Raw genomic sequence first — 14,234 nt, forward strand, 5'->3', positions numbered from 1 at the left:
TTTCATTGCTCGTAAAGAAGAATTACTTCTTCTCGGCAGCCGGAGCAGCCGGAGCTTCTTCTTTCTTCTCGGCTTTCTTGGCTTTCTTGGCTTTCTTGGCTTTCTTAGCCGGCTTCTTCTCTTCTTTCTTCTCAGCAGCAGCCGGAGCAGCAGCCGGAGCTTCTTCTTTCTTCGCTTCAGCGGCGAACACAACGCCAGCGAAAGAAACGGCTACCAGGGCGGCTACGATCGAGGACAGAACTTTTTTCATCACAAACCTCCAAAAAGATATTTAGTAACCGGCGTTATAGCAGGGTCCGTGCCACTTTTCCATTATTGCCGCAACTAGCCGACTTTACAGACCCTAACTCCGCTCCCGGCGCCCCGCAGCCGCACTACAGGGGTCCAATGGCGCCGCATATCATCCACCACATACCGCATATAAGGCAGAACTGACAGCACGCTGCCGGCCGGCCGAAACCAATCTGGTTCCTTGCCTTAATGGCAATTATGGAGTATTTTAAAATGTTTTCGTGCACTGCGGCCACGAGCCGCGGCACCTGGAGCGTAATACGTGTCGCACAACAGCTTGCTTGCCATAGAGAAACCGGCCCGCTACATGGGAAACGAGGTCGGCTCCCGCCCCAAGGAAGGGGCAGAGATCCGTTTCGCCCTCGCCTTCCCCGATGTCTATGAAGTGGGGATGAGCCACCTGGGCCTCCAGATCCTCTACGCGGTCCTCAACGACCTCCCGTGGGTGGCGGCGGAACGGGCCTACACCCCGTGGGCCGACCGGGAAGAACAGCTGCGGAGCACGGGGATCCCCCTCGCCACCCTGGAGAGCGGCACCCCCCTGGCCCGGACCGACATCCTCGGCTTCACCCTGCAGTACGAGCTCTCGTATACCAATATCCTCACCATGCTCGACCTGGCGGGAATCCCCTTCCTCGCCGCCGAGCGGGAGAATGGCTACCCCCTCGTCATCGGCGGCGGCCCCTGCGCCTGCAACCCCGAGCCGCTGGCCGACATCTTCGACGCGTTTCTCCTCGGTGACGGCGAAGAGGCGGTGGTGGAGATCGCTGCCGCCTGTCGCGACTGGAAGAAGAGCGGGGGCCCGAAGCGCGAGCTCCTGGAGCGGCTCGCCCGGATCGACGGCGTCTACGTCCCGTCGTTCTTCACGGTTGAGTATCACGACGATGGCCGCATCAGGGCCATCACCCCGCTGCGGGAAGGGTACGGGCCGGTGCGGCGCCGCTTCGTCGCCGACCTGAACGAGGCCACCTACCCCACCGCGCCGGTGGTCCCCTTCCTCAAGACGGTCCACGACCGGGTGAGCATCGAGATCGGCCGGGGGTGCACCCGCGGCTGCCGCTTCTGCCAGGCCGGCTACCTCTACCGGCCGGTGCGGGAGCGCTCGCCGGAGAAGATCCTGGAACTGGTGGAGGAAACGCTGAGGGGGACCGGCTACGACGAGATCTCGCTTCTCTCTCTCTCCACCGGCGATTACGGCTGCCTCACCCCGCTCCTCAAGGAACTGATGGTCCGTTACGCCGAGGAGAAGGTGGCGGTGTCGCTGCCGTCGCTGCGGGTGGGGAGCCTCAACCAGGAGCTCGTGGAGGAGATCCGGAAGGTGCGCAAGACCGGCTTCACCCTTGCCCCCGAGGCGGGGAGCGAGCGGCTGCGCCGGATCATCAACAAGGGGATCACCGAGGAGGACCTGCTCCGCAACGCCTTCGAGGCTTACTCCAACGGCTGGCGACTCATCAAGCTCTACTTCATGATCGGCCTCCCCGGCGAGATCGAAGAGGACCTCCACGGCATCGTGGAACTCGGGAGAAAGGTGAAGCTCGAAGGGAAGCGGGCCGGGAGCGGCGGCGAGGTGAACGTCTCGGTCTCCACCTTCGTCCCCAAGGCCCACACCCCCTTCCAGTGGGAGCCTCAGATCGGCCACGACGAGATCCTCGCCCGCCAGGCGCTTCTGCGCACGGAGCTGCGGGCGAAGCGGCTCGTCTTCAAGTGGCACGCCCCCCCCCTCTCGTTCATGGAGGGGGTCTTCGCCCGGGGAGACCGGCGCCTCGGCGCCGCCCTGATCCGGGCGTGGGAGCTCGGCTGCCGCTTCGACGGCTGGGGCGACCGCTTCAACGCGGCGGCGTGGCGCGACGCCTTCGAGGGCGTCGGCATCGACCCCTGCTTCTACCACCGCCGGCGGGAGCGGGACGAGGTCCTCCCCTGGGATCATCTCGACTTCGGCGTCACCAGGGAATTCCTCCTGGGAGAACTGGGCCGGTCGGGCCTCGGCGCCCCGACGGAGGACTGCCGTTTCGGCCGCTGCACCGGCTGCGGGGTCTGCGATTTCGACCGGATCGCGATGCGGCTCGCGGCGGAGGGGGGACCGGGCGCCCGGACGCCCCGGATCGCGGCACAGCCGGCGGACGACGGGAAGGTGACCATCCGCTGCCGCTACACCAAGACCGGACCGCTCCGCTACCTGAGCCACCTGGAGATGATCGGCCTCTTCACCCGGGCCGTGGGGCGCGGCCGGATCCCGATCCGGTACTCCCGGGGGTTCCACCCCCACCCCAAATTCTCGTTTGCCACCGCCCTTTCGGTCGGTGTAGAATCGTGGGCCGAATATCTGGACCTGGAGGTCGCCCCGGACTTCACCCCCGAGGAGCTCACGGAGCGGCTCAACGCCACTCTCCCCGACGGGATGCGGATCACGGAAGCGCGGGTGGTCCCTCCCGGCACGCCGTCCCTCTCGGTCCTCATGGACAAGGTCCGCTACCGGGTCATCCTCCCGGCGGAGGCTACGACCGGCCTCGCCGACCGGGCAGCCGCCTTCCTCGCCCTCGAAAGCTTCCCCTTCCGCAAGGAAAAGAAGGGAAAAAAGCCGGCCGAGTACGACCTGCGCCACGAACTGGCAGGGCTCACGGTCTCCGGCACCGCCCTGGAACTGGTCATCGGCCGGGGGAAACCGCTGGAGTTCACCGCCGCCGTCACCGGCCTCCCCCCCGAGGCCCTGGCCGGCGCCCGGATCGAAAAGCTCGACGTCATATTCAGAGACACGCCGTTACCATTACCCATACAGATACAGGATACGACCAATGGCCAATGAACTCGTCATCAACACCTCCTCCCACGAGACCCGCATTGCCCTCATCGAGAACGGCACCATCGCCGAGCTCTACATCGAGCGGAGCCGGGTCCGGGGAATCGTCGGCAACATCTACAAGGGGAAGGTCGTCCGCGTCCTTCCCGGCATGCAGGCGGCCTTCGTCGACATCGGCCTGGAGAAGGCGGCTTTCCTCTACGTCGCCGACGTCTTCGATGCCATGGAGGAGTTCGAGACCTTCATGGACGGCAACGGCAAGGGAGAGGGGGAGAGCGAGCAGGTGATCCAGCCGCTCCACCCCATCGAGGAGCTGCTCCAGGAGGGGCAGGAGATCCTCGTCCAGGTCTCCAAGGAGCCGATCGGCACCAAGGGGGCCCGGATCACCTCCCACATCTCGCTCCCCGGCCGGCATCTGGTCTACATGCCGACCGTGGACCACGTGGGGATCTCCCGACGGATTGAGGAAGAGGAAGAGCGGGAGCGGCTCAAGGAGATCGTGGAGCGGGTGAAGCCCGCCGCCGGCGGCTTCATCGTCCGGACCGCCGCCGAGGGGAAGAGCGAGGAGGACCTCGTCGCCGACATGCACTACCTGACGAAGCTCTGGGAGGAGATCGTCAAGCGCAACGAGCGGGGGCACGCCCCGAGCCTAATCCACGCCGACCTCGACGTGACCCAGAAGGTAATCCGCGACATCCTCACCGAGAACGTGAACAAGATCGTCGTCGACTCCAAGCACGAGCACGACAAGATCGTCCAGTTCATCTCCACCTTCATGCCGAAGATGAAGTACACCATGGAGCTCTACGACGAGGACGAGCCGATCTTCGACCACTTCGGGCTGGAGGTGGAGATCAGCCGGGCCCTGGGGCGCAAGGTCTGGCTGAAATCGGGGGGCTACATCATCATCGAGCAGACCGAGGCGCTGACCGCCATCGACGTCAACACCGGCCGCTTCGTGGGGAAGCACAACCTGGAGGACACCATCCTCAAGACCAATCTGGAGGCGGTGAAGGAGATCGCCTACCAGCTCAGGCTGCGCAACATCGGCGGGATCATCATCATCGACTTCATCGACATGGAGAAGGAGGTGAACCGCGAGAAGGTCTTCACCGCCCTGGAAGAGGCGCTGAAGAGCGACAAGTCCAAGACCAACATCCTGAAGATCTCGGAACTCGGTCTGGTGGAGATGACCCGCAAGCGGGTGCGGGAGTCCATCGGGCGGATGCTCTGCGAGCAGTGCCCCTACTGCGAGGGGCGCGGTTACGTGAAGGCCAAGACCACGGTCTGCCACGAGATCTTCCGGGAGTTGCGGCGCGAGATGCTCGACATCCGCGGCACCAAGGTGATGCTCACCGTCCATCCCCAGGTGGCCGACCTCCTCTACGACGAGGAGCGCCGGGGGCTGGAGGAGCTGGAGAAAAAGTTCAAGAAGCGGATCACCGTCCGGGCCAAGCCGGGCTTCCACCAGGAGCAGTTCGAGATCGCCATCAGCTGACACGCAAAGGATAACTCGTCATGATCGGAACCCCCCTCAAGAAAAGCGCCATCCGCCTCATGCTCCTCGGCTCCGGCGAGCTCGGCAAGGAAGTGGTCATCGAGGCCCAGCGGCTCGGTGTGGAGGTCATCGCCGTGGACCGCTACGCCGACGCCCCGGCCATGCAGGTGGCCCACCGCGCCCATGTGATCAACATGCTGGACCGGAGCGAGCTCGGCCGGATCGTGGCCCAGGAGCGCCCCCATCTCATCGTCCCGGAGATCGAGGCGATCGACACCCCCTACCTCCGGGAGCTGGAGCAGGAAGGGTACACCGTGATCCCCACGGCCCGCGCCACCAACCTGACCATGAACCGCGAGGGGATCCGCCGCCTGGCCGCAGAGGAGCTGGGGCTGCCGACGGCGGCCTACCGCTTTGCCGCAAGCCGTGAGGCGTTCCGCGCGGCGGTGACGGAGATCGGCCTCCCCTGCGTGGTGAAGCCGATCATGAGTTCCTCCGGCAAGGGACAGAGCGTCGTGAAGGGAGCCGAGGAGATCGACGGCGCCTGGACCTACGCCATGGAAGGGGCGCGGGGGGCCTCCGACACGGTGATCGTCGAGGAGTTCATCTCCTTCGACTACGAGATCACGCTCCTGACGGTGCGCCACGCCGGCGGCACCACCTTCTGCCCCCCCATCGGCCACATCCAGATCAAGGGGGACTACCACGAGTCGTGGCAGCCGATGGCCATGACGCCGGCCGCCCTGGCGGAGTCCCAGCGGCAGGCCAGGGCGGTGACCGACGCCCTCGGCGGTTTCGGCATCTTCGGGGTGGAGCTCTTCATCAAGGGGGACCGGGTCTGGTTCAGCGAGGTCTCCCCCCGCCCCCACGACACCGGGATGGTGACGATGATCTCCCAGAACCTCTCCGAGTTCGAGCTCCACGTCCGGGCGATCCTCGGCCTCCCCATCCCCGACGTCGTGAACGTCGCCCCGGCCGCCTCCCACGTGATCCTGGCCACCGCCCCGGCCGGCGAGGTCACCTTCGACGGCCTGGGCGAGGCGCTCTCCGTACCGGAGACGAAGCTCCGCCTCTTCGGCAAGCCTGACACCCGGCCGGGACGGCGGATGGGAGTGGCGCTCTCCCTGGGGGCCGACACCGATCAGGCCCGGGCCCGGGCCGAGCAGTCGGCCCACGCGATACGGATCGTCATCCCCTGACATCCCAATTTAACTGAGGAGGTTTGCCATGGTATTCGCCGCCAAGGTTTCCGAGATCCCCGACTGGGGGAAGAAAGTCGTCACCGTCAACGGCCAGGAGATTCTCCTCGTCAGGATCAAGAGTGAGGTCTACGCCTGCGAAACCGAGTGCCCCCACCAGGGAGCCCCCCTCGCCGGCGCCCTGATCAAGGATGCGGAGCACCTCTCCTGCCAGCGCCACGGCTATCGCTTCAACCTGAAGACCGGCGCCTGCCGGGAATTTCCCGAGTACACCCTGAAGACCTACCCGGTGCAGGTGGCGGGCGACGACGTGATGGTCGAGGTCGGATAAAAAACTCCTTGACTCATGGTGCTTTTCCCGATATACTTTCACGCTCTTCAAAAAATTTGCGTAAAGGTGGTGAAGTACATGTACGCAGTAGTGAGAACCGGAGGGAAGCAGTATAAAGTTTCCGAAGGCGACTTTCTGAAAGTCGAAAAGCTCGACGGCGCCGTTGGCGACACGATCGAACTCAGCGAAGTCCTGATGGTTGGCGGCGACACGGTCAAGATCGGAACACCGTTAGTGCCCAGCGCCTCTGTGGTCGGCAAGATCGTCGAGCAGGGCAAAGACAAGAAGATCCTCGTCTTCAAGTCGAAGCGGCGCAAAAACAGCAGGAAACTGCGCGGGCACCGTCAACCGAGAACGATCCTCAAGATCGAGAAGATCAACGGTTAATCAACATCGGACACATTAGTTACGACGGCCCGCAATCCTGACTGATCGCTACAGGAAGCCGTCGGGAGGTTTGACACCATGGCACACAAAAAAGGCGTCGGTTCCACACGGAACGGACGCGATTCGGAATCCAAACGACTCGGCTGCAAAAAGTTCGGCGGGGAGACCGTCAAGGCGGGGAACATCATCTACCGCCAGCGCGGCACCCAGATCCACCCCGGCACCAACGTCGGCTGCGGCAAGGACTACACCCTCTTTGCCCTGATCGACGGTGTCGTGAAGTTCGAACGGCTGGGGCGGGACAAGAAGAAGGTTTCCGTCTACCCGGCGAACTGATTTCCGCCGCGCAACAGGAACCCAAAAGCCTGGGACTTTCGAGTTCCGGGCTTTTGTTGTTTCTCGAAACAAGGGAAATGGTACACCATGCAGTTCATCGATGAAGTAAAGATCCACGCGGAATCGGGCCACGGCGGCGCCGGCTGTGTCTCCTTCCGCCGGGAGAAGTTCATCCCCTACGGCGGCCCCAACGGCGGCGACGGCGGCAAGGGGGGTGATGTCGTCATCACGGTGGACCCCAACCTCTCCACCCTCCTCGACCTCCGCTACCGCCCCCACCTCAAGGCGGGGAAGGGGAAAAACGGCATGGGGAGCGACCGCCACGGCGCCAACGGCGACAACCTGGAGATCCGGATCCCCGCCGGAACCATCATCAAGGATGCCGAGAGCGGGGAGGTCCTCGCCGACATGACCGAGCAGGACCAGACCCTGGTGCTCCTCAAGGGGGGACGCGGCGGCCAGGGGAATGCCCGGTTCGCCACCTCCACCAACCGGGCTCCCAAGTTCGCTCAGCCGGGGGAAGCGGGGGAGGAGCGCTGGCTCCGGCTCGAACTCAAGCTCATGGCCGACGTGGGGCTCCTCGGCTTCCCCAACGTCGGGAAGTCGTCGTTCATCACCAAGGTCTCCGCCGCCCGGCCTAAGATCGCCGACTACCCCTTCACCACCCTCAAGCCGAACCTGGGGGTGGTACCGTACAAGAACTACCGCTCCTTCGTGGTGGCCGACATCCCCGGCATCATCGAAGGGGCGGCCGAGGGGGCGGGACTCGGCCACCGCTTCCTGAAGCACGTGGAGCGGACCAACGTCCTGCTCCACATCCTCGACCTCTCCTGGATTCCCGACCGGGACCCGATCCGGGAGTTCGAGACCCTGAACCGCGAGCTGGCCCTCTTCAGCCCGGAGCTGGCCGAGAAGCGGCAGATCGTCGTGGTCAACAAGCTTGACCTCCCGGCGGTGCGCGAAAACCTGCCGGAGATCCTCCCCTGGTTCGAAGAGCGGGGGCTCGCGGTCTTCCCCATCTCCGCCGCCACCGGCGAGGGGATTGCGCCGCTGCTCGACGAGATCGCCCGCAACCTGTGGGGAAGCGCCGAGGAAGAGTGGTAGGAGCCGTTTGCCGCTGACGGCAGACACGGTATTTTCCTGAGACCGGCCGGAACTCCGGCCCCGTGACAGAGCCCATGCGAACCGAGAACCTGAAGAAGGCCAAACGTATCGTCATCAAGATCGGCAGCCGGGTCCTCACCTGCGAGGACAACGGCCTCGACCTCGACCTCATCGACGGCCTGGCCGCCGAAGTCGCCACCCTGCGTGAAGACGGCCACGAGGTGATCATCGTCTCCTCCGGCGCCGTAGCCGCCGGCCGGCGCGAGCTGGGGATCGAAGGGCGCCCCCGGAGCATCCCCCAGAAACAGGCGGCAGCGGCCATTGGCCAGTCGCACCTCATGCGCACTTACGAGGAGGCCTTCGGCCGGTTCGGCCACAAGGTGGCCCAGATCCTCCTCACCCGGGACGACCTAGCCAACCGCCTCCGCTTCCTCAACGCCCGCGCCACCCTCGACACGCTGCTCTCCTTCGGGGTCATCCCGGTCATCAACGAGAACGACACGGTGGTGGTGGACGAGATCAAGTTCGGCGACAACGACAACCTCTCGGCCCTGGTGACCAACCTGGCCGAGGCGCACCTGCTCGTCATCCTGACCGATATCGACGGGTTCTACGACTCGGACCCCCGCGCGAACCCCGACGCACGCCTCATCCACCTGGTGAAAAGCGTCACGCGGGAGACCGAGCGGGCTGCCGGCGGCAGCGCCTCCACCGTAGGGACCGGCGGGATGGTGACCAAGCTCGCCGCGGCGAAGAAGGCGGCCCAGTCCGGCGTCCCGACCCTCATGGTGAACGGCAAGGTGCCGGGAATCCTGACCGAGGCCTTCGCGGGGCGCGAGGTCGGCACCCTCTTTCTGCCGGCGCGGGAGAGCCTCAACCGGCGCAAGCACTGGATCGCCCACACCCTGAAGCCGTCGGGACGGATCATCGTGGACGACGGTGCCCGGGCAGTCCTCGCCCGCCAGGGGAAGAGCCTCCTCCCTTCCGGCGTGGTCCGGGTGGAGGGGGAATTCGACCGGGGGGCCTGCGTCCGGGTCTGCGGTCCCGACGAAATCGAGGTCGCCCGGGGGCTCGTCGACTACTCCCACGCCGAGATCGAACGGATCCTCGGCCACCGCAGCGGCGAAATCGAGACGATCCTCGGCTACAAGTACGGGGATGAGATCATCCACCGGGACAACCTCGTCATTCTTTAACGGAGGGCAGGACATGACCATCGCAGAGAAGATACGCACCATCGCCGCCGACGCCCGCCAGGCTGCCATCGCCATGGCAAAGCTCTCCACCGGGGCCAAGAACGACCTCCTCGTGGCCATGGCCATGGCCCTCATCAACAACACCCCCCACCTGATCGAGGAGAACCGGAAGGACCTGGAGGCGGGGGAGCAGAAGGGGCTCTCGGCGGCCATGCTCGACCGCCTCATGCTGAACGAGGCACGGATCCGGGCGATGGCGGACGGCCTGCGGGAGGTGGCGGCACTCCCGGACCCGGTCGGGGAAGTTACCAAAATGTGGAAGCGCCCCAACGACCTGATGGTGGGAAAGATGCGGATCCCCCTCGGCGTCATCGGGATCATCTACGAGGCGCGCCCCAACGTCACCGCCGACGCCGCGGCCCTCTGCCTCAAGGCGGGGAACGGCGTGATCCTCCGCGGCGGCTCCGAGGCGCTCCACTCAAACATAGCCATCGCCCGCATCCTGACCGGTGAGATGAAGAAGGCGGGGATTCCCGAGGCGGCCCTCTCGGTAATCCCCTTTCCCGAGCGGGAGGGGGTCCTGGAGATGCTCAAGCAGGAGGAGTCCATCGACCTCATCATTCCCCGAGGTGGCGAGAGCCTGATCCGCTTCGTGGTGGAGCACTCCAAGATCCCGGTCATCAAGCACTACAAGGGGGTCTGCCATATCTTCGTCGACGCCGCCGCCGACTTCGACATGGCGGAGCGGATCGTCGTCAACGCCAAAGTCCAGCGCCCCGGCGTCTGCAACTCCCTGGAAACCCTCCTGGTCCACAAGGACATCGCCGAAACCTTCGTCCCCCGCATCGCCGCCACCCTTGCCGGCCTCCAGGTGGAGCTGCGGGGTGACGACTGCTTCCGGCAGTTCGCCCCGGCTGCCAAGGCCGCCACCGAAGAGGACTGGGCCGCCGAGTACCTGGAGCTGATCCTCGCCGCCCGCGTGGTCGACGGCCTGGACGAGGCGGTGGCCCATATCAACCGCTACGGCTCTCTCCACACCGAGGCGATCATCACGGACGACTACCGCAACGCCCAGCGCTTCATCCGGGAGGTGAATTCGAGCACGGTGCTCGTCAACGCCTCCACCCGCTTCGCGGACGGCAACCAGCTCGGCCTCGGCGCCGAGATCGGCATTTCCACCACCAAGCTCCACTCCTTCGGCCCCATGGGACTGGAGGACCTGACGACGACGAAGTTTATCGTCTACGGCAACGGCCAGGTGAGGCAGTAGCGGCATCCGGCAGGTGTCGGCATGCGTAATGAGCGATTACGCGCTCGTTCGTTGGCGTTCTTGGCGAAATGGAGCGTCAGCAGCCGATTCTGTCCGAGCCCGAAGGGCGAGTTAATCGGTTGCAGCGAAATGAGCCTAGAACGGCAGAACGAGCGCGTTTCCGCGAATGAAGCATGCCGACACCTGCCGAATCCAGGGTAACGAATGAAAACCGGCATCCTCGGCGGCACCTTCAATCCGATCCACCTTGCCCACCTCCGCATCGCGGAGGAGGTCCGGGACCGCTTCGCCCTTGACCGGGTGATCTTCATCCCGGCCGCCGCGCCTCCCCACAAGCCGATGGCGGGGGAGCTGCCGTTCGAGACCCGGTGCAAAATGGTGCGCCGCGCCACCGTCGACAACCCCGCCTTCGCCGTATCGGACATCGAAGGACGGCGCGCCGGGAAATCGTACTCCATCGACACGCTCCGGGAGTTGCGCCGCGAGCATCCGGGGGACGAGTTCTTTTTCATCATCGGCAGCGACTCGTTTCTCGACATCGGCTCGTGGCGGGAATACACCGCCATCTTCGACGCATGCAACATTGTCGTGGTGGAGCGGCCGGGGGCGGAAGTGCCCGATCTGACGACGGCTCTGCCGGTTGCCATCGCAAGCCAGTTCTGCTATCATGACGCCGAAAAACGACTTGCCCACCGCTCGGGATATTCGGTTTACCACCTGGCCGGCGTCCCCCTCGACATCTCGTCCAGCGCCATCCGCACACTCGCCCGCCTCGGCCGGTCGATCAGGTATCTGGTACCGGAACGGGTCGAGCACTACATCAAGGAACAAAGGATTTATACCGATGCAGGATAAACCAACGCTCACCCCCCAGGAGCGGGCGCTGCAGTGCGCCCGGTTCGCCCTCGACAAAAAGGCCCTCGACGTGAAGGTTATGGAGATCCGGCGCCTCACCTCCATTGCCGACTACCTGGTGCTCGCCACTGGCCGCTCCGACAAGCAGGCCCAGGCCATCGCCGATTCGGTGAAGAAGGGGCTCAAGCCCTACGGCAAGGCCCTGGATGTGGAAGGGCTCAACGAAGGGAACTGGATCGTCATCGACTACGGCGACGTCATCGTCCACGTGTTCCGCGAGGAACTCCGCGGCTACTACGACCTGGATGAACTCTGGGCGGAAGCCCCCCTGCTGGAGATCCCGGCCGAGTACCTCTGGGAGGGAAAAGAGGGCCACGGGGCGTGAAGCTCCGCGTCCTCTGGGTCGGCAAGACCCAGGAGGAGTGGGTGCGGCGCGGGATCGACGAGTACGCCGGCCGGATCAGGCGCTACGCCCCCCTGGAGATCGCCGAGGCGCGGGACGAAAAGGGGGCCGCCGCCGAAGCGATGCGGGCCCGGGAGGGTGACCGGCTCGAAAAGCTCCTCCCGCGAAACGCCCGGCTCGTCCTCCTCGACGAGCGGGGCGACGAGATGACCTCCCCCCAGTTCGCCGCCTTCATTGCCCGGCAGCGGGACACCGCCGTGCCGGAGCTCGCCTTCGCCATTGGCGGCGCCTACGGCTTCGCCGACAGCTTCCGGGCCCGGGCGGACAAGACCATCGCCCTCTCCCGCATGACCCTCACCCACCAGATGGTCCGTGTCGTGCTCCTGGAGCAGATCTACCGCGCTCACACGATCATCAACGGAGAACCGTACCACCACTGAACGCAAAGGAGTGCCCATGCCGAAAAAGCCGCTGCTCCTCATGATCCTCGACGGCTGGGGGCTCAGCCCCCACCGCGAGAACAACGCCATCGCCCTGGCACGGACGCCGAACATGTCCAGCCTCTGCGCCACCTATCCCTGCGTTGAGATGCAGACCTCGGGTCTGGCCGTGGGGCTCCCCGACGGCCAGATGGGGAACTCGGAGGTGGGGCACCTGAACATCGGCGCCGGCCGCGTCGTCTACCAGGACCTGACCCGGATCACCAAGGCGATCCAGGACGGCGACTTCTTCGCCAATCCGGTGCTCCGCGACTGCATCGCCCGGACGAAGGGGGCGGGGGGCGGCTCCACCTTGCCGGTCTCCTCTCCGACGGCGGCGTCCACTCGCACCTCACCCACCTCTATGCCCTGCTGGAGCTGGCCAAGCGCGAGGGGATCGCCGAGGTGTACGTCCACGCCCTCCTCGACGGCCGTGACACCCCGCCTCAAAGCGGCGCCGACTACCTGGCTCAGCTCGAAGCGGAGATGGGAAAGATCGGCATCGGCGCGGTCGCCACGGTCATCGGCCGCTACTACGCCATGGACCGGGACAACCGGTGGGAACGGGTGGAGCGGGCCTACGACGCCATGGTGCGGGGGACCGGAATCCGTCAGCCCGGCGCGGCCGCGGCCATTGCCGCCAGCTATGCCGCCGGCGTCACCGATGAATTCGTGGAACCAACGGTCATTGCCGGCGATGGCGACCCGGCGGGAACGGTCCGGGACGGCGACGGATTCATCTTCTTCAACTTCCGCTCCGACCGGGCACGGGAGATCACCCGCGCCCTTGCCGACCCCGCGTTCGCCGGCTTCCCGCGGGGGAACGCGCCGGCCCTCGCCTCCTACGTCTGCATGACCGAATACGACGCCACCTTCGGGCTCCCCATCGCCTTTGCCTCCGAAGAGCTCACCAACATCCTCGGCGAGGTCGTGAGCCGCGCGGGGCTTCGTCAGCTCCGGATCGCCGAGACCGAGAAATACGCCCACGTCACCTTCTTCTTCAATGGAGGGAACGAGACCCCCTCCCCCGGCGAAGACCGCTGTCTGATCCCCTCGCCGAAGGAGGTCGCGACCTACGACCTGAAGCCGGAGATGAGCGCTTTCGCCGTCACCGACGAGCTCCTGAAGCGGCTTAACGAGGGGACCCACGACGTGATCGTCCTCAACCTCGCCAACGCCGACATGGTGGGGCACACCGGCATCCTCGACGCCGCCATCCGGGCCATCGAGGCGGTGGACCAGTGCGTCGGCAGGCTCGTGGCCAAGGTGCGCGAAAAGGGGGGGACCGCCATCATCACCGCCGACCATGGCAATGCCGAGATCATGGTGGACGAGAACGGCGGCCCCCATACCGCCCACACAAGCGACCTGGTCCCCCTGATTCTCGTGGACGACTCCCGCAGGGAGGTGCGGCTTCGCCCCGGAATCCTGGCCGACATCGCGCCGACCATGCTTGACATCCTCGGCATCCCCAAGCCGGCGGAGATGACCGGCACGAGCCTCATCGTCGCCTAGGCCGACAGCCTCCGAGCCGGATGCGGCGGGAGGCCAATCCCAACGCAGAAAGGGCGCTGCCGTTAACCGGCAGCGCCCTTTCTGTCATCTCCGGGAAGGGGTTTCTACCCCTCCTCTTCCTCGTTGAAGGATATCTCCCGGTACGCCCGGTCCTCTTCAAACCGGCGAGTCTGGGCCTGGAGCTTCTCCATGTCCGACTGGCACTTGACGCAGAAGCGGGCGAAGGGCATCGCCTTGAGACGGCCGAGGGGGATATCCTCCTCGCACTCCTCGCAGACCCCGTACTCGTTATCCTCGAGCCGCGTGAGGGCTTCATCGATCTGGCGGAGCTTCCCGCGCTCCCGATCGTTCAGCAGCAGGCCCAGCTCCCGGTCGCGCTCACTGGACGCCTGGTCGTAGATGTCGCCGGTCGGCTCGCCCGCGGTGGACTCGGAGCCTGACTTCATCGCCTTGTTTATCCCTGCAAGGATCTCCTCCTTCATCCTGAGGAGAATATCCTTCATTTCTTCTTGTTTTTCAACCATTTACATCACTCCATATCGTTATTGGGGGTTAAAAGGTCACGAAATATTA

The 14,234-nt window shown here is 65.1% G+C and carries 14 protein-coding genes and 2 pseudogenes; 14 read left to right on the forward strand and 2 right to left on the reverse strand.

The genetic code is table 11. The annotated features are described in order from the left end of the window. Nucleotides 1-22: 22 nt before the first annotated feature. Nucleotides 23-250: a hypothetical protein gene (locus GPICK_RS14620; RefSeq protein WP_039744412.1), complete on the reverse strand. Its 228-nt coding sequence runs from the start codon at nucleotides 248-250 to the stop codon at nucleotides 23-25. 303 nt (nucleotides 251-553) lie between these two features. On the opposite strand from GPICK_RS14620, the gene GPICK_RS14625 reads away from it, so the two are divergent. The 14 genes and pseudogenes from GPICK_RS14625 to gpmI form a co-directional block, all read left to right on the forward strand. Beyond that, nucleotides 554-3,094 carry a TIGR03960 family B12-binding radical SAM protein gene (locus tag GPICK_RS14625; RefSeq protein ID WP_039744414.1) on the forward strand — a complete coding sequence of 847 codons (2,541 nt, stop codon included), beginning with the start codon at nucleotides 554-556 and terminating at the stop codon, nucleotides 3,092-3,094. After that, entirely contained in the window at nucleotides 3,084-4,586 is a 1,503-nt protein-coding gene (gene rng, locus GPICK_RS14630) for a ribonuclease G (protein ID WP_039744417.1), read from the forward strand. Before GPICK_RS14625 ends, rng begins: the two co-directional genes overlap by 11 nt. A 20-nt stretch (nucleotides 4,587-4,606) precedes the next feature. After that, the gene (gene purT / locus GPICK_RS14635) at nucleotides 4,607-5,785 is read left to right on the forward strand and encodes a formate-dependent phosphoribosylglycinamide formyltransferase (RefSeq protein ID WP_039744420.1); all 1,179 of its coding nucleotides are present in this window, start codon (nucleotides 4,607-4,609) and stop codon (nucleotides 5,783-5,785) included. Nucleotides 5,786-5,813: 28 nt separating this feature from the next. Next, the gene (locus GPICK_RS14640; RefSeq protein WP_039744422.1) at nucleotides 5,814-6,116 is read left to right on the forward strand and encodes a Rieske (2Fe-2S) protein; all 303 of its coding nucleotides are present in this window, start codon (nucleotides 5,814-5,816) and stop codon (nucleotides 6,114-6,116) included. A 78-nt stretch (nucleotides 6,117-6,194) separates the two neighbouring features. Then, a complete protein-coding gene (gene rplU / locus GPICK_RS14645; protein ID WP_039744424.1) occupies nucleotides 6,195-6,503 on the forward strand; it encodes a 50S ribosomal protein L21 in 309 nt (102 codons plus the stop codon). Nucleotides 6,504-6,581: 78 nt separating this feature from the next. After that, nucleotides 6,582-6,839, forward strand: coding sequence for a 50S ribosomal protein L27 (rpmA, locus tag GPICK_RS14650; protein WP_039744427.1), 258 nt, complete (start codon nucleotides 6,582-6,584; stop codon nucleotides 6,837-6,839). A gap of 87 nt (nucleotides 6,840-6,926) precedes the next feature. Beyond that, on the forward strand, nucleotides 6,927-7,943 hold the full coding sequence (obgE, locus tag GPICK_RS14655) for a GTPase ObgE (protein WP_039744431.1): 1,017 nt from the start codon (nucleotides 6,927-6,929) through the stop codon (nucleotides 7,941-7,943). A 74-nt stretch (nucleotides 7,944-8,017) separates the two neighbouring features. After that, nucleotides 8,018-9,139 (forward strand): glutamate 5-kinase, encoded by a 1,122-nt coding sequence (gene proB, locus GPICK_RS14660; RefSeq protein ID WP_039744433.1) that lies wholly within the window; start codon nucleotides 8,018-8,020, stop codon nucleotides 9,137-9,139. Nucleotides 9,140-9,152: 13 nt separating this feature from the next. Beyond that, on the forward strand, nucleotides 9,153-10,409 hold the full coding sequence (locus tag GPICK_RS14665; protein WP_039744435.1) for a glutamate-5-semialdehyde dehydrogenase: 1,257 nt from the start codon (nucleotides 9,153-9,155) through the stop codon (nucleotides 10,407-10,409). A gap of 204 nt (nucleotides 10,410-10,613) precedes the next feature. Then, nucleotides 10,614-11,264 carry a nicotinate-nucleotide adenylyltransferase gene (gene nadD, locus GPICK_RS14670; RefSeq protein ID WP_039744437.1) on the forward strand — a complete coding sequence of 217 codons (651 nt, stop codon included), beginning with the start codon at nucleotides 10,614-10,616 and terminating at the stop codon, nucleotides 11,262-11,264. Next, nucleotides 11,254-11,649 (forward strand): ribosome silencing factor, encoded by a 396-nt coding sequence (gene rsfS, locus GPICK_RS14675; RefSeq protein WP_039744439.1) that lies wholly within the window; start codon nucleotides 11,254-11,256, stop codon nucleotides 11,647-11,649. The genes nadD and rsfS overlap by 11 nt, the downstream gene beginning before the upstream one ends. After that, entirely contained in the window at nucleotides 11,646-12,107 is a 462-nt protein-coding gene (locus tag GPICK_RS14680; protein WP_039744441.1) for a 23S rRNA (pseudouridine(1915)-N(3))-methyltransferase RlmH, read from the forward strand. The genes rsfS and GPICK_RS14680 overlap by 4 nt, the downstream gene beginning before the upstream one ends. Before the next feature lie 40 nt (nucleotides 12,108-12,147). Continuing rightward, nucleotides 12,148-12,540 (forward strand): annotated as a pseudogene (locus GPICK_RS18185) (hypothetical protein); the annotation flags it as partial. Further along, a pseudogene (gene gpmI / locus GPICK_RS14685) lies at nucleotides 12,504-13,661 on the forward strand (2,3-bisphosphoglycerate-independent phosphoglycerate mutase); the annotation flags it as partial. The pseudogenes GPICK_RS18185 and gpmI, both read left to right, overlap by 37 nt. A 104-nt stretch (nucleotides 13,662-13,765) precedes the next feature. Here gpmI and GPICK_RS14690 read toward each other — a convergent pair. Beyond that, a complete protein-coding gene (locus GPICK_RS14690; RefSeq protein WP_039744442.1) occupies nucleotides 13,766-14,185 on the reverse strand; it encodes a TraR/DksA family transcriptional regulator in 420 nt (139 codons plus the stop codon). Between the last annotated feature and the right edge of the window lie 49 nt (nucleotides 14,186-14,234).

Source organism: Geobacter pickeringii, from assembly GCF_000817955.1.
In the GTDB taxonomy this organism is placed as follows: domain Bacteria; phylum Desulfobacterota; class Desulfuromonadia; order Geobacterales; family Geobacteraceae; genus Geobacter; species Geobacter pickeringii.

Bases quoted from the DNA above. Each gene is read 5' to 3' on its own strand.
- GPICK_RS14620 (WP_039744412.1), bottom strand. From the start codon at position 250: ATGAAAAAAGTTCTGTCCTCGATCGTAGCCGCCCTGGTAGCCGTTTCT.
- rng (WP_039744417.1), top strand. From the start codon at position 3,084: ATGGCCAATGAACTCGTCATCAACACCTCCTCCCACGAGACCCGCATT.
- rplU (WP_039744424.1), top strand. From the start codon at position 6,195: ATGTACGCAGTAGTGAGAACCGGAGGGAAGCAGTATAAAGTTTCCGAA.
- purT (WP_039744420.1), top strand. From the start codon at position 4,607: ATGATCGGAACCCCCCTCAAGAAAAGCGCCATCCGCCTCATGCTCCTC.
- GPICK_RS14640 (WP_039744422.1), top strand. From the start codon at position 5,814: ATGGTATTCGCCGCCAAGGTTTCCGAGATCCCCGACTGGGGGAAGAAA.
- obgE (WP_039744431.1), top strand. From the start codon at position 6,927: ATGCAGTTCATCGATGAAGTAAAGATCCACGCGGAATCGGGCCACGGC.
- rpmA (WP_039744427.1), top strand. From the start codon at position 6,582: ATGGCACACAAAAAAGGCGTCGGTTCCACACGGAACGGACGCGATTCG.
- GPICK_RS14665 (WP_039744435.1), top strand. From the start codon at position 9,153: ATGACCATCGCAGAGAAGATACGCACCATCGCCGCCGACGCCCGCCAG.
- nadD (WP_039744437.1), top strand. From the start codon at position 10,614: ATGAAAACCGGCATCCTCGGCGGCACCTTCAATCCGATCCACCTTGCC.
- proB (WP_039744433.1), top strand. From the start codon at position 8,018: ATGCGAACCGAGAACCTGAAGAAGGCCAAACGTATCGTCATCAAGATC.
- GPICK_RS14690 (WP_039744442.1), bottom strand. From the start codon at position 14,185: ATGGTTGAAAAACAAGAAGAAATGAAGGATATTCTCCTCAGGATGAAG.
- rsfS (WP_039744439.1), top strand. From the start codon at position 11,254: ATGCAGGATAAACCAACGCTCACCCCCCAGGAGCGGGCGCTGCAGTGC.